The organism is Synechococcus sp. KORDI-100, assembly GCF_000737535.1.
Taxonomy (GTDB): domain Bacteria; phylum Cyanobacteriota; class Cyanobacteriia; order PCC-6307; family Cyanobiaceae; genus Parasynechococcus.
This window is the reverse complement of record NZ_CP006269.1, coordinates 1,154,434-1,176,511: the sequence shown is the minus strand read 5'-3', so window position 1 is coordinate 1,176,511 and position 22,078 is coordinate 1,154,434. Positions and strand designations below refer to the sequence as shown.

Annotated in this window: 25 protein-coding genes and 2 pseudogenes; 12 read left to right on the top strand and 15 right to left on the bottom strand. The window is 55.3% G+C overall.

Annotated elements, in window-relative coordinates; genetic code table 11:
• Positions 1-21 precede the first annotated feature (21 nt).
• On the top strand, positions 22-939 hold the full coding sequence (gene ppk2 / locus KR100_RS05950) for a polyphosphate kinase 2 (RefSeq protein ID WP_038548090.1): 918 nt from the start codon (positions 22-24) through the stop codon (positions 937-939).
• A 9-nt stretch (positions 940-948) separates the two neighbouring features.
• Here ppk2 and KR100_RS05945 read toward each other — a convergent pair whose 3' ends face one another.
• On the bottom strand, positions 949-1,176 hold the full coding sequence (locus KR100_RS05945; protein ID WP_038544020.1) for a hypothetical protein: 228 nt from the start codon (positions 1,174-1,176) through the stop codon (positions 949-951).
• A gap of 98 nt (positions 1,177-1,274) precedes the next feature.
• On the opposite strand from KR100_RS05945, the gene KR100_RS05940 reads away from it, so the two are divergent.
• On the top strand, positions 1,275-1,514 hold the full coding sequence (locus tag KR100_RS05940) for a hypothetical protein (RefSeq protein WP_081858958.1): 240 nt from the start codon (positions 1,275-1,277) through the stop codon (positions 1,512-1,514).
• A gap of 78 nt (positions 1,515-1,592) precedes the next feature.
• On the opposite strand, the gene KR100_RS05935 is transcribed toward KR100_RS05940, so the two are convergent.
• The 3 genes and pseudogenes from KR100_RS05935 to KR100_RS05925 form a co-directional block, all read right to left on the bottom strand.
• A complete protein-coding gene (locus KR100_RS05935) occupies positions 1,593-1,829 on the bottom strand; it encodes a hypothetical protein (protein WP_038544018.1) in 237 nt (78 codons plus the stop codon).
• Between the two features lie 77 nt (positions 1,830-1,906).
• Positions 1,907-3,179, bottom strand: a pseudogene (gene arsJ, locus KR100_RS05930) (organoarsenical effux MFS transporter ArsJ).
• A pseudogene (locus tag KR100_RS05925) lies at positions 3,176-4,199 on the bottom strand (ArsJ-associated glyceraldehyde-3-phosphate dehydrogenase). The pseudogenes arsJ and KR100_RS05925 overlap by 4 nt, the downstream one beginning before the upstream one ends.
• A gap of 47 nt (positions 4,200-4,246) precedes the next feature.
• Here KR100_RS05925 and KR100_RS05920 point away from each other — a divergent pair.
• From KR100_RS05920 to KR100_RS05910, 3 genes are read left to right on the top strand one after another with little or no spacing between them, the layout of a single operon-like run.
• The gene (locus KR100_RS05920) at positions 4,247-4,588 is read left to right on the top strand and encodes a helix-turn-helix transcriptional regulator (RefSeq protein ID WP_051847341.1); all 342 of its coding nucleotides are present in this window, start codon (positions 4,247-4,249) and stop codon (positions 4,586-4,588) included.
• A 4-nt stretch (positions 4,589-4,592) separates the two neighbouring features.
• Complete coding sequence (locus KR100_RS05915; RefSeq protein ID WP_038544016.1) at positions 4,593-5,234, top strand: DUF938 domain-containing protein; 642 nt, start codon at positions 4,593-4,595, stop codon at positions 5,232-5,234.
• Positions 5,235-5,282: 48 nt separating this feature from the next.
• Positions 5,283-6,302, top strand: a complete 1,020-nt coding sequence (locus KR100_RS05910; protein WP_038544014.1) for a mechanosensitive ion channel family protein — start codon at positions 5,283-5,285, stop codon at positions 6,300-6,302.
• On the opposite strand, the gene KR100_RS05905 is transcribed toward KR100_RS05910, so the two are convergent.
• The gene (locus KR100_RS05905; protein ID WP_038544011.1) at positions 6,263-6,586 is read right to left on the bottom strand and encodes a hypothetical protein; all 324 of its coding nucleotides are present in this window, start codon (positions 6,584-6,586) and stop codon (positions 6,263-6,265) included. The two genes, KR100_RS05910 and KR100_RS05905, sit on opposite strands and share 40 nt — an antisense overlap.
• A gap of 54 nt (positions 6,587-6,640) precedes the next feature.
• Positions 6,641-7,003: a hypothetical protein gene (locus KR100_RS05900; protein ID WP_051847340.1), complete on the bottom strand. Its 363-nt coding sequence runs from the start codon at positions 7,001-7,003 to the stop codon at positions 6,641-6,643.
• 117 nt (positions 7,004-7,120) lie between these two features.
• On the opposite strand from KR100_RS05900, the gene purS reads away from it, so the two are divergent.
• Genes purS through KR100_RS05885 form a run of 3 tightly spaced genes read left to right on the top strand, consistent with a single transcriptional unit; the run spans position 7,121 to position 8,996 of the window.
• Positions 7,121-7,375, top strand: a complete 255-nt coding sequence (gene purS / locus KR100_RS05895) for a phosphoribosylformylglycinamidine synthase subunit PurS (protein ID WP_038544009.1) — start codon at positions 7,121-7,123, stop codon at positions 7,373-7,375.
• Complete coding sequence (gene purQ, locus KR100_RS05890) at positions 7,372-8,025, top strand: phosphoribosylformylglycinamidine synthase subunit PurQ (protein WP_038544007.1); 654 nt, start codon at positions 7,372-7,374, stop codon at positions 8,023-8,025. Before purS ends, purQ begins: the two co-directional genes overlap by 4 nt.
• Positions 8,025-8,996 (top strand): LD-carboxypeptidase, encoded by a 972-nt coding sequence (locus tag KR100_RS05885; RefSeq protein ID WP_038544005.1) that lies wholly within the window; start codon positions 8,025-8,027, stop codon positions 8,994-8,996. The genes purQ and KR100_RS05885 overlap by 1 nt, the downstream gene beginning before the upstream one ends.
• A gap of 53 nt (positions 8,997-9,049) precedes the next feature.
• On the opposite strand, the gene fba is transcribed toward KR100_RS05885, so the two are convergent.
• From fba to KR100_RS05855, 6 genes are all read right to left on the bottom strand, one after another.
• The gene (gene fba / locus KR100_RS05880) at positions 9,050-10,123 is read right to left on the bottom strand and encodes a class II fructose-bisphosphate aldolase (protein WP_038544004.1); all 1,074 of its coding nucleotides are present in this window, start codon (positions 10,121-10,123) and stop codon (positions 9,050-9,052) included.
• A 126-nt stretch (positions 10,124-10,249) separates the two neighbouring features.
• Positions 10,250-11,317 (bottom strand): class I fructose-bisphosphate aldolase, encoded by a 1,068-nt coding sequence (locus KR100_RS05875; protein ID WP_038544002.1) that lies wholly within the window; start codon positions 11,315-11,317, stop codon positions 10,250-10,252.
• Positions 11,318-11,485: 168 nt separating this feature from the next.
• Positions 11,486-12,547 (bottom strand): Gfo/Idh/MocA family protein, encoded by a 1,062-nt coding sequence (locus KR100_RS05870; RefSeq protein ID WP_156097934.1) that lies wholly within the window; start codon positions 12,545-12,547, stop codon positions 11,486-11,488.
• A gap of 1 nt (position 12,548) precedes the next feature.
• Positions 12,549-12,923 (bottom strand): hypothetical protein, encoded by a 375-nt coding sequence (locus KR100_RS05865; RefSeq protein WP_038543993.1) that lies wholly within the window; start codon positions 12,921-12,923, stop codon positions 12,549-12,551.
• Positions 12,920-13,801, bottom strand: coding sequence for an acetyl-CoA carboxylase, carboxyltransferase subunit beta (gene accD, locus KR100_RS05860; RefSeq protein ID WP_038543990.1), 882 nt, complete (start codon positions 13,799-13,801; stop codon positions 12,920-12,922). The genes KR100_RS05865 and accD overlap by 4 nt, the downstream gene beginning before the upstream one ends.
• Before the next feature lie 708 nt (positions 13,802-14,509).
• Positions 14,510-16,054, bottom strand: coding sequence for an iron uptake porin (locus tag KR100_RS05855; protein ID WP_038543988.1), 1,545 nt, complete (start codon positions 16,052-16,054; stop codon positions 14,510-14,512).
• A 437-nt stretch (positions 16,055-16,491) separates the two neighbouring features.
• On the opposite strand from KR100_RS05855, the gene KR100_RS05850 reads away from it, so the two are divergent.
• From KR100_RS05850 to KR100_RS05835, 4 genes are read left to right on the top strand one after another with little or no spacing between them, the layout of a single operon-like run.
• Positions 16,492-17,049: a ferritin gene (locus KR100_RS05850; protein WP_038543986.1), complete on the top strand. Its 558-nt coding sequence runs from the start codon at positions 16,492-16,494 to the stop codon at positions 17,047-17,049.
• A gap of 48 nt (positions 17,050-17,097) precedes the next feature.
• The gene (locus KR100_RS05845) at positions 17,098-17,436 is read left to right on the top strand and encodes a FeoA family protein (protein WP_051847339.1); all 339 of its coding nucleotides are present in this window, start codon (positions 17,098-17,100) and stop codon (positions 17,434-17,436) included.
• A 36-nt stretch (positions 17,437-17,472) separates the two neighbouring features.
• Positions 17,473-19,326 (top strand): ferrous iron transport protein B, encoded by a 1,854-nt coding sequence (gene feoB, locus KR100_RS05840; RefSeq protein ID WP_038543984.1) that lies wholly within the window; start codon positions 17,473-17,475, stop codon positions 19,324-19,326.
• A 5-nt stretch (positions 19,327-19,331) separates the two neighbouring features.
• A complete protein-coding gene (locus KR100_RS05835; RefSeq protein WP_038543981.1) occupies positions 19,332-19,958 on the top strand; it encodes a GUN4 domain-containing protein in 627 nt (208 codons plus the stop codon).
• A gap of 17 nt (positions 19,959-19,975) precedes the next feature.
• Here KR100_RS05835 and KR100_RS05830 read toward each other — a convergent pair whose 3' ends face one another.
• From KR100_RS05830 to KR100_RS05820, 3 genes are all read right to left on the bottom strand, one after another.
• A complete protein-coding gene (locus tag KR100_RS05830) occupies positions 19,976-20,776 on the bottom strand; it encodes an A24 family peptidase (RefSeq protein WP_156097933.1) in 801 nt (266 codons plus the stop codon).
• Positions 20,764-21,045, bottom strand: a complete 282-nt coding sequence (locus KR100_RS05825) for a hypothetical protein (RefSeq protein WP_038543979.1) — start codon at positions 21,043-21,045, stop codon at positions 20,764-20,766. Before KR100_RS05825 ends, KR100_RS05830 begins: the two co-directional genes overlap by 13 nt.
• A 72-nt stretch (positions 21,046-21,117) precedes the next feature.
• Positions 21,118-22,020, bottom strand: a complete 903-nt coding sequence (locus tag KR100_RS05820; protein WP_038543977.1) for a phosphoribulokinase — start codon at positions 22,018-22,020, stop codon at positions 21,118-21,120.
• Between the last annotated feature and the right edge of the window lie 58 nt (positions 22,021-22,078).

Sequence of the window (22,078 nt, the reverse complement as noted above, 5' to 3'; positions counted from 1 at the left end):
GCGGATTTCACCTCTTCCTTGATGAGCAAGCACAAGCACCACAAAAAGGATATGGACGCCGTGCTCGATGCTTTGGATCACAGCGATAATGACGTTGACCACCCGCAGGAACTGCTTGTGGAGCTCCAAGAAGGTTTCTCCAGCGACCACAAGCGCCTAGAGAAGAAAAAATACGAAAAAGACCTGGCCAAGCTTCAATCGGAGCTGGTCAAGATGCAGTACTGGGTCAGAGCGACCGGCTACCGCATGATCATCCTGTTCGAGGGACGGGATGCAGCTGGGAAAGGTGGTGCGATCAAACGCCTGACTGAACCGATGAATCCCCGAGGTTGCAGGGTGGTTGCACTGGGAACGCCATCGGATCAACAAAAAACCCAGTGGTATTTCCAGCGCTACGTGGAACATTTTCCAAGCGCAGGTGAGATCGTGATCTTTGATCGCAGCTGGTACAACAGGGCGGGCGTTGAACGCGTCATGGGCTTCGCCACCCCGGAACAGGTGGAGCAGTTCTATGTCACCTGTCCTCAATTCGAACGCATGATCGTTCAGGACGGAATCCTGCTCCTGAAGTACTGGTTTTCAGTCAACGACGAGGAACAGGAAAAACGCTTCAAAGCACGTATTGAGAATGAGGAAACCCGCTGGAAACTCAGCCCCATGGATATTGAATCCCGCAATCGCTGGGTTGAGTACTCCAGGGCGAAAGACGTGATGTTCTCCAAAACACATATCCCAGAAGCCCCATGGTTCACCGTGGAGGCCAACGACAAGCGTCGTGCACGTCTGAACTGTCTCAGCCATGTTCTGAACAAAGTGCCCTACGAGGACATGACCCCGGAACCGATCGAGATGCCTGAACGTCCTCCCCAGGGCGACTACATACGCCCCCCATTCAACGAGCAGTTCTTCGTTCCGAACAACTACCCGTACAAGGACTGACGTTCTGGGTCAGAGTGGCTCAATCCAGTCCACTCTGACCTGGGCGTGCTCGATCGCTCGAGCGGGGATGCGGCACCCAAGATTGACCTGACCTTCATCCATCAAACGACCGAGGCGCAGGGCCGTGGCAACTTCAGCACGGCTGAAATCATCCTGATGGGATGCCATCCAGTCCACTTCACCTGGGGTGATGACACCGCTGTTGAGCGATTCAAGGAACACCTCACCAACTGTCATGAGAAGTTTGTAACGAATTCGTTACATTATGCCGAAGATGCCCCTTGAGCTGTGGCTCCATCACCCTTAAGGTGCTGACCTTTCTCTACCAGGAGAATTTGAGCGGGTCGTGGCAGGTCTTGATGCGATGCGTGGCCAGTGGGTTGTTCCTGCTGGCTCATGGCCTGCTGGTGCTTGAACACATCGCTGTCGGCACCGCTCTGCATGGGGTCGCCGAACTCTTTCTCGCCCCCTGGGCCGTTCGACACCGTGCCTGGGATCTGATCGTGATTGGGTTGATTTTCTGCGTTTTCGACCTTTGGGGAACCGTCCGTCTGACAGGTCTTGGATTGGCCTGACTCAGCCGCCGAGACGCTCAAACCAAAATCCCGCCAGCTGCCAGGTCGACCAGAGGAACATCACCAGGAACAGCCAGTTCAGCCAGCCGGGACGTCGGTCGTTTTCGAACACCAGTCGGAAGAGCGGAAGGACACGCCGGCGCCGCCAGCACGCTTGAGATCATGCATCCCTTCCAGCTGGTTGTACACCGAGAGCAACTGGCGACGGATGTGATCGGTGTGGGGCAGACCGTCCAGCACCCGCAGCACATCTTCTAATGATCGCTTCGCCTCGATCACCAGTCGGCAATCAGGGCTCCCGGGTTCGTCAATCATTGATCGGTGAGCAGCCCTTCCATTCACGCCATGCCGACGAAAGTGAGCTGTATGCATCCATACCACGACGGCAAGTTTCAGACTCCACTCAGGAACTCAGGCCGCTGAAGCGGCGGCAACCGCAAACTGCTGATCCAGGCCAGCAGCACCAGCAGCGATGAACACCACAGACAGGCCTGCATTCCCACGGCCGCTGTCTGCCCCAGCATGAAAACAGCACCGGACAGCAGGGTCCCGATCAGGCGGCCTGCAGCATTGGCCATGTAATAGAAGCCCACATTGAGGCTGACTCTCTCGGCATCGGTGTAGGCCAGCACCAGGTACGAATGAATGGAGGAGTTCATTGCAAACACGACACCGAAGGCTGCAAGCCCTGCCGTGATCGCCACAGCCACATCGGCCTCCCTCCAGAGAGAGACGCCGATCAACGCTGGGATCGCTGTCAAAACAGCACTCCAGAATTGGACAGCTGACGCTCCAGGCGTGCCTGTTTGCCCCCAGAGACGACGCAGACCTGGGGCCGTGCCCTGCACAATCCCGTAACCGATCACCCAGATGCCCATAAAGGCACCAACCTGCTTGAACCCCAAGCCCAGGGACATCTCCAAAAAAACAGGGAGGGCCACCACAAACCACACAACCCTGGCTCCAAAGAGAAAGAAGCGAGCCAGCGACAGCACATTGATGCCTTCGGATTTCGAGAAGATCGCCGTGAACGATGGCTTTGTTGTCATCCTGCCGAGATCCCGAGGAAGCACCAGCGTGATGAGAAAAGCCATGGCCAGCCCGGTGGCCATCCAGGCAACAGCAGCGTTGAACCCAAGCACGCTGAGCAGAACGGCGCTGAGAAAAAAGCCCAGGCCCTTCAGGGCGTTCTTGGAGCCCGTGAGAATCGCGACCCACCTGAACAACTGCTTCTGAGCCAGCTGCTCATTGTCCGGAGTGTCCGGCATTACCGTCTTGATGGCGCTCTTGGCGCTCATCTTGTTGAGGTCCTTGGCGATGCCGCTGATGGCCTGAGCCACCATCACGTAGAAGACGCTGATCAGCCTGGGCCAGGTGGCGGCCACTGGAATCAACATCACCAACGAGAGAATCTGCAGGAGAGTGCCCACCCAGAGGGTGAGCCGCAACCCGTATCTGGCACCGATCCAACCGCCGTAGAGGTTGGTGATGACGCCGAACAATTCGTAGAAGAGGAACAGAAAGCAGAAAGGCGATCTCGAGCGTGCTGTAGCCCAGCTGGTGGAAATGGAAGACCACCAGCATCCGCAATGCGCCGTCTGTGAGTGTGAAGGCCCAGTAATTCAGCGTGACAATGCCGTATTGCTGCAGTGCTGTGAGCGTCACACATCCAGCTCCACCACACGGCAGGTGAGGTCCGCCATTCGAGAGCTGTAACCCCATTCGTTGTCGTACCAGGCGAACACTTTCACCTGGGTGCCATTGACCACCATTGTCGAGAGGGCATCAACGATCGCGCTGCGTGAGTCGTTGGTGTAATCGCAGGACACGAGCGCGCGCTCCTCGTATCCCAGGATTCCCCGGAGAGATCCGTTCGCTGCATCCTTGAAAGCAGCATTGATCTGCTCACTGGTCACAGGCTGATCAAGCTCGAACACCGCATCCGTGAGCGAACCATTCAGCAGAGGCACTCGCACCGCATGGCCATTGAGCTTGCCCTTCAACTCAGGGAAGATCATTGAAATCGCCTTGGCGGAGCTGGTCGTCGTTGGAATCAACGAGGTGAGACCTCAGCGAGCCCGACGCAGATCACTCTTGAAGGAATCGATCGGGACCTGGGTGTTGGTGATGTCGTGAATCGTGGTGATCATTCCGTGTCGAATGCCGAAGCCTTCATGCACCACCTTCACGACGGGCGCCAGGCAATTGGTGGTGCAGGACGCGGCCGTCAACAAGCGATAACGACCAGGGTCATAGAGGTGATCATTGATGCCGTACACGATGTTGAGGGCTTGTTCACCAGCCACTTCACCCTTGACCGGGCAACCCACGATCACCCGCCTCAACCCAACGTCGTCGTAGTACGGGGTGAGGGCCTCTGGGGTCTTGATCACCCCGCTGGCTTCAAGAACCATCTCCACACCGCAGGCCTTCCAGGGCACAGCCGTGATGTCTTGCTGCCGAGACCAAGACAGCATGGAACCATTCACCGAGAAGCCATTGGAGCTGGCGCTGATGTCGCCCCCCCCAGCGACCATGAACCGAATCGAATTCGAGCAGATGTGCTGCGGTGGCGGCATCTCCGCCAGGATCATTCACGTGCACAAGCTCGATCCCCGCTCGTCCCCACAAGGCACGAAAGACGAGCCTTCCGATGCGACCAAACCCGTTGATTCCAATTCGCACCGGACTGCTCGGACACGTGGGGCAGTCCTACCAATCAATTTATTTTGATGCAACAACCAACGGCGATTCCTGCCTCCTCTGGGCCGCTACAAAATCAGCAGGCGACCTTGCTGCTCAAGGCCTTGGCGGATCCACACCGGCAGCGCATCCTGCTCTGTCTCGCCTCCGGCGAACGTTGCGTCTGCGAACTGACCGGTGCCCTGAACCTTGCCCAGTCGAAGTTGTCCTTTCACCTCAGGGTGCTGAAAGAGTCCGGCCTCCTGGCCGATCGTCAAAGCGGGCGATGGATTTATTACCGGCTCCAACCCGATGCCATCGAGGCTCTGCAGCACTGGCTGGGCGAGCTCCGTGAACAGTGCGGTACAGCGGCCAAGCCCTGCCAGGACTGATCAGATGGTCGACGATGACGCGCGCCTTGTTTTCCCCGCCACGGCTCGCAACCGTGAACCGATCGCCAACGTTCTCTCTGACTGGCTCCCGGCATCCGGGGCCGTGCTGGAAATCGCGAGCGGCAGCGGCGAACATGCCATCGCGTTTCAGACGCGCTTTCCAGGAATCCGCTGGCAAGCCAGCGACCCGGATCCGCAGCACCGGCGCAGCATCGATGCCTGGATCGCATCGTCTGGGCTGAGCGCCCGGATGCCGACCGCGCTGGATCTCGATGTGCTGAAACAACCCTGGGACCTTCCCGAGTCAGTCGTGACTGATCTGGCAGCTCTGGTCTGCATCAATCTTCTCCACATCAGTCCTGCCGACTGCACACGTTCCTTGCTCGAACAGGCGGAACGACTCCTGCCTCAGGCAGCACCTCTGATCATCTACGGCCCCTTCAAACGAGGGGGATGCCACACCAGCGAAAGCAACGCCGACTTTGACCAATCCCTGAAAGAGCGCAATCCGTGCTGGGGCGTGCGTGACCTGGAATGGGTCCTTGAGCTGGCAACCGAACAGAACGCGTTTGAACTCGAAGCATGCATCAGCATGCCGGCCAACAACCTGTCCATCGTGCTGAGTCGCAACCAATCATTGCCCTGAAGGCATTTTCACAGCATGATGATTAACAGATCACGAATCTAAAGGAGCATGATTAAAATTGGAATAGACCTATTAATAGGCGTCGGAATTACATTTGCAGCCTCACTGATTTTCAGTCAGGTACTGCCTCGACTCACAAAGAGAACAAAAACCAGTTTCGACGATTTCATTGTCAGTTCACTGGGGCAATCAATCATACCGCTGGGCATTGTTCTGACCTTATATTTAATCAAGGCAGACCTTGGACTCAGCGCAGAATTCCAGCAGGGTTACGAGATTGTTCTCAGGGTGATGCTGACCCTGGTGTTCGTCCGATTTGCCAATCGCTTTACGGCCAGATTCCTGAAAGGCCTGGCCAGACGAACAGGCGACGACGAATTGACGCTCCTGGCAGAGGCATTAATGCCCCTGATCCAAGCCATCATTTGGGGAGTCGGACTTCTCATCTTTCTCCAGAGCTTGGGCGTCAGCATGGGAGTCATCTGGGGCCTGCTGAGTGCAGGCGGCATCGGAATCGGCCTCGCCCTGAAGGAACCAGCCCAGGAATTGTTCGCCTATCTGATGATCCTTTTGGACAAACCTTTCACCGTTGGACAGTTCATCAATATCGGCGATGTTTGGGCTTCGATTGAACATATTGGAGTTCGATCAACTCGGCTGCGCAATTTGCGCGGAGAAATCATTGTGATGAACAACTCAACACTGATCAGCGGCATCATTTACAACTTCGCCGACATGGCCCAGCGCAGGATGATTTACAAAATCGGAGTGGCCTACGACACGTCGCCCGATCTCATGGAAAAAATACCAACCCTAATTGAGGGCATCGTAACCGCCGTTGAACATACGGATTTCAACCGTTGTCACTTCACTGAATTTGCCGATTCAAGTCTCAACTTCGAACTCGTCTATTACATCGATACACGGGATTACACGATTGCGCTCAACGCTCAGCAGCAGATCAACCTCGACATCCTCAAAGCGTTTGCAGAGCGTGGGATTGAAATTGCATTCCCAACCCAAACGATTTACTTGGAAGGAGACGCTGTTCTCGGCAAAGCGTCCTGATCGTTCGGCGGCCCGGCAAGGTCCCTGCGAATCCACAGTCCAACAACAATCAACGCCACGCTCACGACGACCACCATCAGGGGGATCCAACGCCGCCGCTCTCCCGCCACACCGAGTTGATCGGATGAGGCGATTCCATCCGCACGGGATTCCCGGAAGTTCGCTTGACGGCAGGCGGAGCACAATGTGGTGCTGATCCCCGTGTTCTTGAGCTTGAAGCCGTAACGACCGGGAATCTCAACGGGAGCACCGCAGTCGCGGCAGGTCAGCGCGAACACAGCCATTCCGTCAGGACTCGGTCCACACTGGCAGAGACCCGTGTTTCGCTCCAAACAGGCTCAATCCAGTGGGATTGGCCCTCGAGCACAGACTGATCCCCAGCAGAGATTGCGCCCGCTGGTCCAGCGGGGTTCCACAACGACCCAGGACGCATCGTCGCCTATGCGCATGCGGACCCGACCGCTGCCATCGTGGCGGAACTCAATGCGCTCCCTGTTCATCTCAAGGAACCAGTGTTCCCCTGGAGACGGCTGACGCATGCGACAGGCGGTCCACTGTTGATCGCCATGGCGGCACTGCAGGTCATCCGCAGCGGCATGAACGGCTTCGGCAATGCTGCTGACAGCGAGGCTGCTGACAGCGAGCATCACAAGCCCAAGCAGCCTGCGGACCAGGCGTGGATCTGGAGAGACGTGGAACACGGAAGGGCGACACCGCCATCGTCAACATGCGTCCATGAAGCCGAGCAGAACCAGCGAGCCGATGAATGTTTTAAAGGTTCGGTGTCTGTCAGGATTCCTCCAGCACCCTTGAACCCCGTGCCGCGTTTCAAAGCTCGCGTTCTGGTGCACCTGCGGCCCTCCGTGCTGGACCCCGCTGGAGAAGCCACGCGCTCTGCAGCCGCCAGACTGGGAATCGAAGGACTGCAACGCCTTCGCATTGGTAAGGCCGTCGAGATGGAACTCGAAGCGCCTGATGAGCAGGAAGCCCGCCGACGCCTGGAGCTGCTGAGCGACCGCCTGCTGGCGAATCCTGTGATCGAGGACTGGTCCCTCGAGCTGGACAAACCATGAGCATCGGCATCGTTGTCTTCCCAGGGTCCAACTGCGATCGGGATGTGCGCTGGGCAGTGGAAGGCTGTCTCGGCATGTCCAGCCGTCGCCTCTGGCATGAGGAAACGGATCTGGCTGGACTGGATGCCGTGGTGTTGCCGGGAGGATTCAGTTATGGCGACTACCTGCGCTGCGGAGCGATCGCCCGATTCGCGCCGGTTCTGCAATCGCTTGTGGACTTTGCTGCAAAGGGTGGCCGCGTCCTCGGCATCTGCAACGGCTTTCAGGTGCTCACCGAGCTGGGATTGCTCCCAGGAGCTCTGACTCGCAACCAGGAGCTGCATTTCATCTGCGAGAACGCACCCCTCGAAATCATGAGTGCGCGCAGTCCCTGGTTGCAGTCATACAACAAGCGCGATCGCCTGGTTCTTCCAATCGCCCATGGTGAAGGGCGCTTCCAGTGCAGTGAAGAAACCCTCAAACAACTGCAGGATAAAGATGCCATCGCTCTCCGCTATCTGAACAACCCCAATGGATCGGTTGCCGATATCGCTGGAATTACCAATTCGGCCGGCAATGTTCTGGGGCTGATGCCCCACCCCGAACGTGCCTGTGATCCAGCCACCGGCGGCCTCGACGGACGCGCCTTGCTGCAGGCCCTGTTGAGCTGATGTTCGGCCGCCGCCGGCTCCTGATCTCGGGGATGACCGCAATCACGGCGTCCCTGCTGTCCCGTCCCGGGGCCAGCATCACCCGGTTCCAGGGTCATCGAAAAGCACCGCCGCCACTGCGACGGGGATCAAAACTTCGGGCGGTGAATCCAGGCACATGGATGGATCCTGAGACGGACTTCTCCGCCCTGCAGCAGCGCTGTGAAGCACGTGGCTGGCAGCTGGAGATTCCAGAGGCCGTCCGCCAGCAGTGGCGCTATTTCTCCGGAACCGATGCAGACCGCGTTCGGGAGCTGGAGGCGGCCTGGAATGATCCCTCGATTGAGGGGGTGCTCTACGTCGGCGGAGGCTGGGGTGGGGCCCGGGTTCTGGAGGCGGGTTTCCGCTTTCCTCAACGCGCCATCTGGACTGTGGGATTCTCCGACTCCAGTTCCCTGCTGCTGGCCCAGTGGGCCGCGGGGTTGGCAGGCGCGATCCACGGATCCAGTGGTGGACCGGACGAACGTTGGCAGCGCACTGCAGCGTTGCTCGGCGGAGAACCGGTTCCGGCGCTGATCGGGAGCCCGGTGCGCTCAGGAGTGGGCATCGGACCGCTCATCGTGACCAATCTCACCGTGGCGACCCATCTGATCGGAACGCCTTGGTTACCCAAGCTCACAGGGGCCATTCTGGTTCTGGAGGATGTAGGCGAAGCTCCCTATCGCGTTGACCGCATGCTCACGCACTGGCGCAGCGCCGGTCTGCTGCGCGATCTGGCGGGAGTGGCCTGTGGACGCTTCAGCTGGAAAAAAGACGACATCCTGCCCGGAGATTTCACGATGGATGAAATCCTTGAACAGCGGCTCGGGGACCTTGGCATACCCCTGGTGATGAATCTCCCCCTCGGTCATGGACGCCCCAACATGGCCTTGCCGATTGGGCAGGAAGCACGTCTTGATGGGGGGCGGGGAGAACTGAACCTGCTGAACTGACATCAAAAAAGGGGCCTGACGGCCCCTTCTGGTTCATCTCTCGAACGAAGTGATTAGGCGGCAACAGCAGCCTTGGGATCGAGAGCGCCCTTGGCATAGAGACCGGCGTAGTAGGTGATGCTCTGCTGCTGGATCTTGCTGGCGTTGCCGGCAGCCCAGAACTGCTGATAACGATCCAGACACACCTGCTTCATGTATTTGCGAGCTGGCTTGTTGAAGTGGCGTGGGTCGAAGTTGGCTGGATCAGCCATGGCCGCTTCGCGCACTGCAGCGGTGAAAGCCAGACGGTTGTCAGTGTCGATGTTGACCTTGCGAACACCGTTGCGGATACCTTCCTGAATCTCCTCGACAGGAACGCCATAGGTTTCCGGGATGGCGCCACCGTGCTTGTTGATCATCTCCAGCCATTCCTGGGGAACAGAGGAGGAACCATGCATCACCAGGTGGGTGTTGGGGATGGCCTTGTGGATTTCAGCGATACGGCTGATGGCCAGCACTTCACCGGTGGGCTTGCGGGTGAACTTGTAAGCGCCGTGGCTGGTGCCGATGGCGATGGCCAGAGCATCGCACTTGGTCTTGGCGACGAAGTCAGCAGCTTCCGCAGGATCGGTCAGCAGCATGTCCTTGGACAGCTCACCCTCAAATCCATGGCCGTCCTCGGCCTCACCCTTGCCTGTCTCCAGTGAGCCGAGGCAACCAAGCTCGCCTTCGACGCTCACGCCGACGGCATGGGCGAAGTCGACGACCTTCTTGGTCACATCAACGTTGTACTCGTAGCTGGCTGGAGTCTTGGCGTCAGCCTCAAGAGAACCGTCCATCATCACGGAGGTGAAGCCGTTGATGGCAGCTGAGTAGCAGGTGTCAGGGGCGTTGCCGTGGTCCTGATGCATCACCACGGGAATGTGGGGATAGGTCTCGGTGGCGGCCAGGATCAGGTGACGCAGGAAGATTTCTCCGGCATAGCTGCGTGCACCACGCGACGCCTGCAGGATCACGGGGCTGTCGGTCTCATCAGCCGCTTCCATGATGGACTGCACCTGCTCAAGATTGTTCACATTGAACGCAGGAATGCCGTAGCCGTTTTCGGCGGCGTGATCAAGCAGAAGCCGAAGCGGAACGAGCGCCATAAAGAATGTCCAATGAAGAGCCTTAGCGGACGCAAAGTCCGTAGGGCAGCGACTTTACCCATGAGACCTTCAAAATGTCACGTTGAAGAGTCTCTTAATCCGCATCGGCTTCTCACCTGAGAGACGTCAGTAGGTGTAACCGGCAACAAACAACTGCTCATCCGATGACGGCTGAGAACCCGCCACGTAGCGACCGAGGGACGCCTCCGAGTTGGCCTGGGCCCGTGCAAGCAATGCTTTCTGACCCGCTTCAACATTCGAGCCCGCCCAGCTTTTGAGGCAGGAATGCTGCAGGGCTCGCCCGTAGGAGAAACCAAGGTTCCACTTGGCCTTGCGCTCAATGGTGTTCATGGAGTTGAGATAGACCGAGGCAGCTTCCTCGCTGAGTCCCCCTGAGAGGAAAACGATGCCAGGGACACTGGCGGGAACGCTTCGCTCCAGCGTGCGAACGGTGGTGGCAGCAACCTGGGCGGGATCGGCTTTTTGCGTGCAATCGGCACCCTGCACCGTCATCGAGGGCTTCAGCAGGGATCCTTCCAGAAGCACACCATTGGCGTGGCAGGCGTGATACACCTCCTGAATCACGTGCTCCTGGATGCGTGCCGTGGTTTCAATCGTGTGTTGCCCATCCATCAGGATTTCCGGCTCGACGATGGGAACCAGGCCCGACTCCTGAACTGAACGTGCGTACCGGGCCAGGCCCCAGGCGTTTTCTCTGACAGAGAGGGCGGATGGGCAGCCATCTGCCGTGATCTGAAGTACCGCACGCCATTTGGCGAAACGGGCTCCCTGGGCGTAGTAATCGGCAGCACGTTCAACCAGGCCATCCAAACCCGTACACAGGGTTTCGACAGATCCGGCCCCGGCCAGGGGCCTCAGGCCCTTGTCAACCTTGATGCCCGGGATGATGCCGAGCTGATTGAGCTTTCTGACCATCGATTCACCATCGGCATGGTTCTGAAAAAGGGTCTCTTCGTAAAGAATGGCGCCGCTGATGAACTCTCCAAGACCTGATGTTGTGAACAACATCCCCCGGTAAGCCTGACGGTTGGCTTCAGTGTTTTCGACACCGATTGAACCCAGTCGTTTACCAATCGTCTTGGTGGATTCATCGACAGCAAGGATTCCTTTGCCGGGACTCGCAAGCGACTGAGCCGTTGCGATGAGCTCCGACTGATAATCAGACAATGCCATTTGAAAATTTTGCAGAGGAAAATTTTCGTGGCTGCTTGAAGCTCCCTCCATTCCGTCTTTACCAATGCATGTGCGATTTGCTGCACAACAAATGCATCAATTGTCCGTTCCGCTCAAACGTTCAACACGTTGCAATCCAGCAACTCAATGCCAGGACGTTGATAGGGATCACGCAAGAGCGCGGTCGCAAACCTGTTGGCTGACCAGTCCCTCGGCAAGACCCGGCACCATTGGATGGCCACTGATGATGCTGTCGGCCCACCAGCTCTGCAGGCGCGCCACAGGAGCCACACGCCCGTCGCTCCAGGTGGTGGGAAAACGAAGATCATCATCGGCCTGAATGCTGCGCGCTGACTCACCATCGCGATGCAAGGTGAGTGAAAAGCCATGGACGTAATCCTTCTGGTTCCCACTGCCGAGGACCAGGCTTCCTTCTGATCCGTAGATCTCAAGCCAGCAGCCTCTCCCGTGGCGTGCCACCGATGCCAGCGCGATCTGAGCTGACACCAACACGCCCTGATCGGTGGCGAGCTCTGCGTTGATCAAGGCGATGTCGTCGGCGTCAACGGGCTGCTGTCGACCATCAGCACCAGGACGTTCCGCGATCGCCGTCCGAGTCATGGACTGAAGCTGTTGAACAGGGCCCACAAGCCAGGCCAGGGTGTCGAAGGCGTGGGTCCCCAGCGCTCCAATGACGCCACCACCTTGATCCGCCTGTGAATACCAGCTCCAGGCTCGATTCGGGTTGGCGCGGCTGCTCATCAGCCAGTCCATCTTCACCAGCCAGAGATCTCCCACAGCCCGGCTCTGCAGAAGGCGAGCAGCCTGTTGAAAAAGAGGAACAGCCCTGTATTCGAAATCGACCGCCACGCTGAGACGTCGACTGATGGCCTCCCGTTGCAGGTTCGCCACCTGCTGGGCATCGAGAGCAACGGGCTTCTCCAGCAGCAGATGCTTGCCGGCCTGAAGCGCCCGCAGAGCCAGGTTATGGCGTGGCGCCGGAGGGGTCGCGATGATCACCGCATCCACCGACTCATCGGCCAGAAGAGCATCCCAGTCCGTGTATCCCTTCAGTCCTGACTCGGAACTGACCTGATCCAGACGTTCCTGACGTGGATGCCACAGAGCGACAGCCTCAAGACCGGAATTGGCGGCGAGGGCAGGTCGATGAACCGCATCCCCGAAACCCAACCCGGCAATCGCCACTCCGATCGGACGCGTCGCTGTCATCTCAGCTCGATAAGGGGACATCACAGACAGCATTGATCACCGAAACGATCAGGTCGTCGGATCCTGCCGCCTGCCAATCCGCCCGAAAACGCGGAATGCCGTTGACCTGTTTGTCGCGATACAGCTGCTGAGCACAATCGATCTGCATCACATACAGCGAGCCCTGACGGGCTGACTCCCCGTCCACAACCGCCGGGGTGAAACGACTCAACACAGTGCGCATCCCCGTACCGTCGGCCCGCACACTGCCGCGATCCCACCATTGCTGGCCGGCCTCACTGGGCGGAACCTCAACCCACTCAACGGGTCCCGCCCATACGGGTCCCGCCCAGGCAAGGACCAGGGCAGCGAACAGGACGATCAAGCGGCGTGTCATGCGCTGGCCAGCTCCAGGGCCCGGCAACCATGCAATCGCAACAGTCGAGCCAGAGTGCTGCGCAGCTGGACGCGCGGCACAATCGCGTCAACAAAACCGTGATCCTGGAGATATTCAGCCGTCTGGAAATTGTCGGGAAGTTTCTCGCGCAGGGTCTGCTCAATCACACGACGCCCGGCGAAACCGATCAACGCCTTCGGCTCAGCCAGGATCAAATCTCCGAGCATGGCGAAACTCGCCGTCACACCGCCCGTTGTCGGATGGGTGAGCAAGGGCATGTACAGGAGTTCTGCCTCTCTGTGACGCTCGAGTGCCCCAGAAATCTTGGCCATCTGCATCAGGCTGAGCATGCCCTCCTGCATGCGGGCACCTCCGGAGGCGCAAACGATCAAGAGGGGAAGGTGACGCTCGGTGGCCTGTTCCACCAGGCGTGTGATCTTCTCCCCCACCACGGATCCCATGGAGCCACCCATGAAGCGAAAATCCATCACCGCCAGTGCCATGGCGATACCCTCAACCCGACAAAGCCCTGTGACGACGGCATCGTTCAGCCCCGTTCCCGCCTGGCTTTCGCGCAACCTATCGGCATAGGCACGCCGGTCTTTGAACAACAGCGGATCGGTGGGAATCAGTTCTTCGTTGAGCGCCTCAAAACTTCCCGGATCGGCAATCACCGCGATGCGCTCCTGACTGTCAATGCGGTGGTGGTACCCACAGTTGGTGCAAACGCTGGCGTTGGCCTTGAGATCCTTCATGTAGACCACCTGGCCACACTCAGGACATTTGCTCCAAAGCCCATCCCCCTCGTCGGACTCCTGATTCACCTTGCCGACGAACTGACCTTTGCGGCGATCCGCAAACCAGTCGAAGAGTGACATCAGCTCAAGCTCCCTTGGTAACGACTGGGATGTGGTCAGAACCGGGCGTTGCTAACCAGCCCTGACAGCAGGAACAGAGCCATCTCTGGATCTGATCCTTCAACAGAAGACAGCTCGACAACGCTGGAAAGGCCGTCGCCAATGGTACCTGGCGTTACGCAGTCCCAGAGCCCATGAAACACAGACCAATGCACGCAAGTTGGCCGACTGAAACCGTGCTTTGAATCATCAACCGTGCTTTGGATCATCAATTCACGGGGAGAGTGAAGTCAGTTCGCACACTTGAGGTGAAACCGAATTTTGCCAATCCCAATCGCAAGCCCAATACTGATCCAGTCCGAAGCGTTATTTCAGGCAGGGATTGAAACACATACGAACCATCATGGACAACAAACAGAAAACACAAAATGCACCACCAAAACCATCAAAGAAGCCATTTCACCTCATCCAGCCCATCAGAAGCACAGCAGCACGAGATATGGATTCGCAAACTAATTCAAATTGAACTGCATTGATCGATCAAGGACTTGAGCTACAGGCAAAATCGATAAACCACAGAACAGTGATCAAACAGAGTCGCCTGATTCAGTCAACAATGCGAACCAAATAACATCAAAATCTCGAAATACTCACCCCCCCTTACTAGAAGAATTGCGCCTGAACCAGTCGAACTCGATTGAACGGCGCGACTGGTCCGACAACAATTGATCAGAATGTGAAGGTCGTCTTGACCAGACCGCCCAATTGCTGAAAGGTCTTGTCAGACGGCGTGTTTTCTCCGAGAGGACGTGAAAGGTAAAAAAGTGCAGGAGTAATGCTGATGTTGTCTGTCACCTGGAACTGATACCACCACTCCCAGATGAACTGCCCATCAGCAGCGCTACCACCCCCACGCAAGCTGGTGGCAAAAACCGGTTGGCCAACGGCCATGCCAGCGTTGTTTCCCAGCAAGAAAACATCATTCCATTCAAGGCCAACACTCCAGGACTGACTGGTTTCCGCCTGTCCACGTTTGTCGGTGTTCATGCTGTTGTAGCCCCAACCTGCGGACACGGAGGGAATCCAGCCGCTGTCTTCAGGGGACCATGAACCAGCCAGGCCAAAGGCACTGGTTGTTCCCTTCCCGTAAGAATGATCATCAACAAAAGGAGTGATGTAAGGGATCAGATCATGACCGTTTTGAATTTTTGAATAGATCGCGGCAATATTCCAGTTCTCAGCCTCCCAACCCAGCTGAACAGTCGCGGAGCTTCCAGACTGATCGGTGGCGATACCACCTTCATCACTGTTACCTAATGCTCCATTTGCGGAAACATAATTTGCCGACATTCTGAAACCATTCTCAAGCTCCCAGCTGATCCCCGCACCTGCACCAAGATTTTCGTTGTAAGCAGCAGGGGCACCATTCATCGTCATCACTTCAAGAATCGGATCAGTGGGGTAAGTGCTCGGCCACAATGCGAGCATGTCCTCCTGACCGACAAGTGGACCGACAGTGAGTGTGAGGGAATCACCGATTGGAAAGGAGTAATAAATTTTTTCAATCGCCACTCGGTTGGGTTCATCTCCTTCCTGGAAGGCTGTTTCCAGGGTTGCGAGTCCTGAGGGGCCACCACTCCCAAAAGGACTGCCGTCTTCATCAAAATTTCCTGAGCGCAGCACGGTTGTCAACATGTCCTTACCGGTGAAGGAAGTCTCGAGATTGAGCTGCAGGTCATAGTTGAAAACGGTGGCGCCGTATCTGCCGTTGTTCTCATCTCCAAGCCGACCAGCAGACCCTTTAAAGCGATTCGCACCCACCACAAATGTGGCCAGTCCATCCAGTTTCGTGGTGGTGGTGAACTGGGTTGCTTTCAGTTCGCCGACGCGGGCCTCGAGGCCATCGACGCGGCCGCGGATGATGGCGAGTTCTTTTTCGAATTCCTTGATCAGACGACGCAGTTCGTCGGTGACCTCAGTGATGCGGTCGAGACAGGCGTTGAGAAGGGCAGCTGCCTCGTAACGGGTCATGGCCCGGTTGCCGCGGAAGGTGCCGTTTGGGTAACCGGCGATACAGCCGTAGCGCTCGATCAAGCTGGCGAGAGCCTGGTAAGCCCAGTCGGTCGGGTAGACGTCAGAGAACTGGGTGATGCTGGTGACCTGGTCTCGAGCCGATGCCTTGCCAGAAACATAACGATTGACCGACTCAAGATCGACAATTTCAGCGGATACTGGCTGACTCAATCCGCAGGTTCCTGCAACAGCAAGCGCCATCCCCCCAAACAAAGACGTGCAACACTTGAAACTTCGGGAACCAGGATGCAGCTGAGGCTGATTGATATCGGAAAAAGAGTTTAAGAAAGGGCGCATAAGGCAGGTGCGCGAAAAGACATAACGAAATAACTGTAGTGACGACAACAAAAACAACTCGCACACGACCGCACGAATTGCTCAAAATCTCGACCGTGAACAGGTTTCCACGGAGACTTTTTCGCCAAAAGCCTTACAACGAAAGAGATCTCGAAGACGATACAGATCGCAGTAAAAAATAAAAAAAGACCTACCTTTCGAGGGAATAAAAAACAGAGGACAGAAAAGCACTCTTTGAAATATCAAATTTTACAGCAGGAGTGATTTTATTGCCGCCTTAACATTTAATTTGGAATGATTTTCACTGCCCATGCCTATAAAAAGATTGGATATACCGAAAAATGACGTCACACACAGCTGCGATCAACGATCATCTAGCTCTTGAATTTCAAGCTAGTCATGCATATCTGGCCATGTCAATCTGGCTTCGCGAGAAAGATCTAATCGGGTTCTCTGATTATATGCTTGAAAAGAGTATTGAAGAACGTGGACATGCCTCAAGGATGATTGCTTATCTCGTCGACAGTGAGCGCAAAGTACAACTACCAACCATTCAATCTCCAGAGCGAGAGTTTCAAACAGTTAAGCATCTATTTGAAACAGTTTATACAATGGAGAAACAAGTCACGGAATCAATTAACAACATTTATACATTGTCAGAGCAAGAAGGTGATCGTGCCGCAACCGCAATGCTCGACTGGTTCATTGAGGAGCAGGTAAAAGAGGAATCTGAAGCACGTTTTGTATTAAAAAGATTACGACTAGCTGACTCTAATACGGCAGCACTAATACTGCTTGATCAACAATTTTTAGATGGAACATTGCTTGCCAATGTCAAAGCTGGTGGAGCATTTAGTGCAGGATCCACAGCAACTGGCAATGGGACTGGGGCGGCTTGAAATCTAAAAGTATGCAACACAATCTTTATCCACAATGAAATCAAGATCATGGTTCTTAGACATTTCTCATCAGTTCCGGAAGATTTCAGAGTCGTCGAATTCGACCTGGACAGCAATAGTTCACCACTGACTCTGGACAAGCTTCAGATCGGTGAAATCGGTATCATTCACCAAATTTCAAGCAATAATTCAACGGTCGAAGATGGCCTGCGAACACGACTGATTGCAATGGGACTCATTGAAAATAAAACAATCCTTGTCATGAAAAAGGCATTCATGGGCGGCCCCATTGCAATCAGAGTTGGTAGCACCACAGAGCTAGCCATCAGACGTTCAGAAGCAAAAAATGTAATCTTGAAACCACAAATTTATTCACAAGCAAACTAAAGCATCTAATTTTTTGGTCATTTTCAGAAATGCTCTATGACAATTACAGCTCCGCCGAATCAATTCCAAAACGATAGTCCACGAGAACCGAAAAACAAACCAAAACGCGTTGCTTTCATCGGTCAACCAAACACGGGAAAATCAACTCTTTTCAACAAAATCACAAAGGCCGGCGCAGGTGTAGCGAATTGGCCTGGTCTGACGGTTGATTTGATGCGAGCCGAATTAAATCTGAATGATCAAGTAGTTGAGTTCGTTGATCTTCCTGGCATCTATGATCTTGATGGATTTACAGACGATGAAAAAGTTGTCCAAACATTCTTAGAAACCAATTCTGTCGACCTCGTGGTGGTGGTTTTAAACGCTGTTCAGGTTGATCGACAGATCAGGATCCCCCTTCAACTAAAAGCATTGGGATTGCCGATCATCGTCATTCTGAATATGGCCGATGAGGCTAAGAGATTCAATGTGGGAATTGATCTTGTTAAACTTCAAAAAAATCTAAACGTTCCTACGCACGCAATAAGCGCAAAATATGGAACTGGCTGCGATAAGGCTTATGAATCAATTTTATCTTCTCTTGAGACAGTTGATCAAAGCGTCACCATTGACAGCGTCGTTGAATATTTCAAGGAACATCCAACCCAGCAGGCCGAGCTTGATCAGGTGATCGAGGGATCGATCAACATGCCCGCCGTCAACATCACGACGTTGACCAATCGTATTGATCGATGGCTGCTGCATCCTGGTTTTGGGTTGCCGATCTTTTTTGCAACCATGTTCCTCGTGTTTTGGTTCATCTGGTCCATCGGTATTCCAACAGCCGATCCTGTCGACGAACTAACTGGATGGTTTCAGGAATCTCTGCTCGAACCAGCCTTAAGCCCCTTCCCCTCAATTGTTCAGGACTTCGTTGTGGAGGGACCCTTTTCAGGGATTGCAACCGTTTTTTCATTTGTACCGCTTGTTGCTCTTTTCTTTGTTGTGATGACGGCTTTGGAAGACAGTGGATATCTGTCCAGAGCTGCCTACTTGATTGATGTTCTGATGGAAAAATGCGGGCTGGATGGAAGAGCATTTGTTCTGCAATTAATGGGTTTTGGCTGCAATGTTCCTGCCGTCATGGGAACACGTGTGATGCGATCCAGAGCAATGAGACTGCTTTCGATGTTAATAATTCCCTTCTCATTATGTTCAGCAAGGCTACAAGTTTTTGTCTTTATTTTAGCTGTTATCTTGCCTGGCCCTTCAGGCGCGATGGCCTTGTTCGGTCTTTACATAATGAGCTTTGTCGTTGCTTATCTGATCGCGACAATCTTCAACTTTACAGGCCAATTCAAGAATGAAGAGCCCTTTGTGGTTGAGTTACCACCTTACAGAATACCGACGGCAAAACAGGTTTTTTTCAATGTCTGGAATGAAATGAAATCATTCATGACCAAAGTCATGATGTTCATGATTCTGGGTACAACCATAACTTGGTTTCTGACAAATTTCCCTGAAGGTTCAGCAGAAGGTATTGACTCTTACGCCGGTCAACTCGGAAGTTTCTTCGCGCCGGTGATGAATCCAATTGGAATCAGTCCTTTCCTGACCGTTTCACTGATCATCGGTTTTGTTGCCAAGGAAGTCCAGCTTGCAGCTCTTGCGACTGTCTATGGGTTGTCGAATGATGCACTTCAAGCCCAGCTGGCAATGGATCTCACACTCGCTCAAGGATTCAGCTATCTCCTATTCAGCCTTCTTTATATTCCCTGCCTTACAACTCTTGGAACAATCTTTGGGGAATCAAAATCGATCAAGTTTACAGTGTTCTCAGCCACACTCTCCTTGTGCGTTGCTTGGGTCATAAGTTTCTCATTTTACAACATTTTTAACCTCATTTTTTAATCCTCATGAACTTCAAAACCAGCAAAACGTTCATCGGCCTGGGGTTCATCGCACTTGCTGTTTGTGGATTCACCTGGCAGCAACATGCCAGCCACAACAACCATTCAGGCCATATCTTCCGCCACGATCCATCAGAGAAGTACTTGAAACTCAAAGAGCTTCTCGAAAACAACCAATGGAAAGATGCCAACACCGCCATCGCAGAGATTGCTCTGGATGTCACGGGTCGCAACAACGAAGGGTGGATTGATGCCAATGCAGCTTCGCGTTTTCCCTGCCCGGATTTGCATTATATCGATAATCTGATGATGGTGCATTCAAATGGTCAATTTGGCCTGTCTGCGCAGCGGGAGGTTTATCAGCAACTACAGGAAGCAACGACGGAAACAGATCAATCCGTCAGATTTCAGGATTTTGCAGAACGGGTTGGCTGGTTCAGGAATGGGCAGTTTGTTGCTTATCAAAATCTGGTATTTGAGCCCCGGCTTGCCCCAAGGGGACAATTGCCGGTGAAGATTCCGGATTCCGCTGTCCGCATACCTTTCAAGTCCAGAGACAGTACGCCGGATCGCCCCCGCAGCTTTGATGCTCTGATTCAACGTCTGGATCAATGCACGCCGAAGCGAACTTGAACAACAGGTTCCTTTGTTCAGAACCTGAACATCGCCAGCCACTGATCCCACCACCAGATCGGCCCGGCAAGCCAGACAAGCCAGATGCCGAGCGCGATGAAGGGGCCGAAGGGAAAAGCCTGCCTTGCCTGTAACCGCCCCGTCAGTCTGGCGATGCTGCCGATGACGGCCCCGGTGATCACCGCAACGGCCATGGCAGCAGCAATACCGGGGAGCCCCAGCCAGGCACCACCCAGCGCAGCAAGCTTGGCATCACCGAGGCCGAGGGCTGGTTGGCCCAGAAGTCGCTCCCCCAGTGCGCTGAGTCCCTCCAGTGACAGCAGCGCCAGCGAGGCAGCGATGAGATGGTCTGCCAACAGGGGCACCCCCGCTGCCGAACTGAACATAAGCCCGATCACCAAACCCCAGCGGCAGAGGGGCTCGGGCAACCACAGATGATCCAGATCGATCAGGACGAGGGGGAGCAGCAACGCCACCAGCACAACCCCAGCCCATGGCTGGAGCCAGATCGGCAGACCCCCTCCCGCTGCAGGACCCACCAGCAATGAGCTGAGCCAGAGCAAGGCACTCAGGGCTTCAACCGCCGGATAGCGCCAACTGATCGGGGTCCGGCAGTCGCGGCAGCGACCCGCGAGGAACAGCCATCCCAGCACCGGGAGATTGTCATGCCAGCGAATGGCGTGACCACAGCGGGGACAGTGGCTGCCTGGGTGGACCACGGATTCATCCCGGGGCAGGCGCCAGGCCACCACATTGGTGAAACTGCCCACACAGGCTCCGGTCAAGCCCAGCCAGAGCGGCAGCATCAGCCCTTGCATCGGCTCCTGTGGCGGGAGCTTCGCTGGCGAATCAGATCAAAACCGATGTAGTCCTCGTTCGGCAGCAGAACAGGGGACTCGAAGACAACGCGGCCATCGGCGCGGCCCTGGTCAACCACAACACCGATCGGGTCAGGGGCAGATGGTGTGTTCGAGAGATAGTTGAAATACACCGACCGAGCCAGTTGAATCAGCTCCCGACTGTTCACACGATCCCAACGTGGTGCGTTGGACGGAGCACCTGCACCGTTGATCACAAAGGAGGGCAAAGGAACAGAAATAAACCCACCTGATCACTCAGATGGGTGAATTGTAGAGACGAATTGAAGCCTTGATCCAACTCAACCGATGTTTTTCTTCTCTTCAATCATGCGGTGAATGATTGGCGTGAGAATCAGTTCCATCGCAAAGCCCATTTTTCCGCCGTTGACCACAATGCTGGTAGGGCTGGACATGAATGAATCGTGAATCATGCTCAGCAGATAACCAAAATCAATGCCCCACTTCTCACGAGCTCCCTTGCGGAAGTGAATGATCACGAAGCTTTCGTCAGGCGAGGGAATGTTGCGACAGATGAAAGGATTGGACGTATCAACGGTGGGAACCCGTTGGAAATTGATATCCGTTTCACTGAATTGAGGACAGATGTGGTTGATGTAATCAGGCATGCGTCGCAGGATCGTGTCCACGATGGCCTCAGCGGAGTAGCCCCGTTCGGCATTGTCACGGTGGATCTTCTGAATCCACTCCAGGTTTGTGATCGGCACGACACCCACCAGCAGGTCGGCGAGGGCCGCCACGTCATAGCCATCGCTTTTGACGCCGCCGTGCAACCCCTCATAGAAGAGAAGGTCTGTTCCTGACGGAATGTCCTCCCAAGGGGTGAACTGACCAGGCCCCAGATCAACTCCCAGGCGAGCGTTGTGCTCCTTCGCCTCCTCAGGGCTGTGGAGGTAGTAACGCTTCTGCCCGCCACCGGTTTCGCCGTAGGTGCGGAACAGTTCCTCCAGTTTGTTGAAGAGGTTGGCTTCCGGTCCGAAGTGGGAGAAGTTCTCGCCGCGGGCCAGGGCATCCGCCATGGCCTCCTTCATCGGTGTCCGCTCGTAACGGTGGTAGCTATCGCCTTCAACGACAGCCGGCGTGATGCCTTCCCTGGCAAAGATGTGCTCGAAGGCGCGCTTGACGGTGCTGGTCCCAGCTCCGGAAGAACCCGTAACAGCAACAACCGGGTGACGCTTCGACATCGACACTGGGAAACAAGGTTCGGCGAGTTTGCCAGATCAGGGCCCTAAATCACCAATG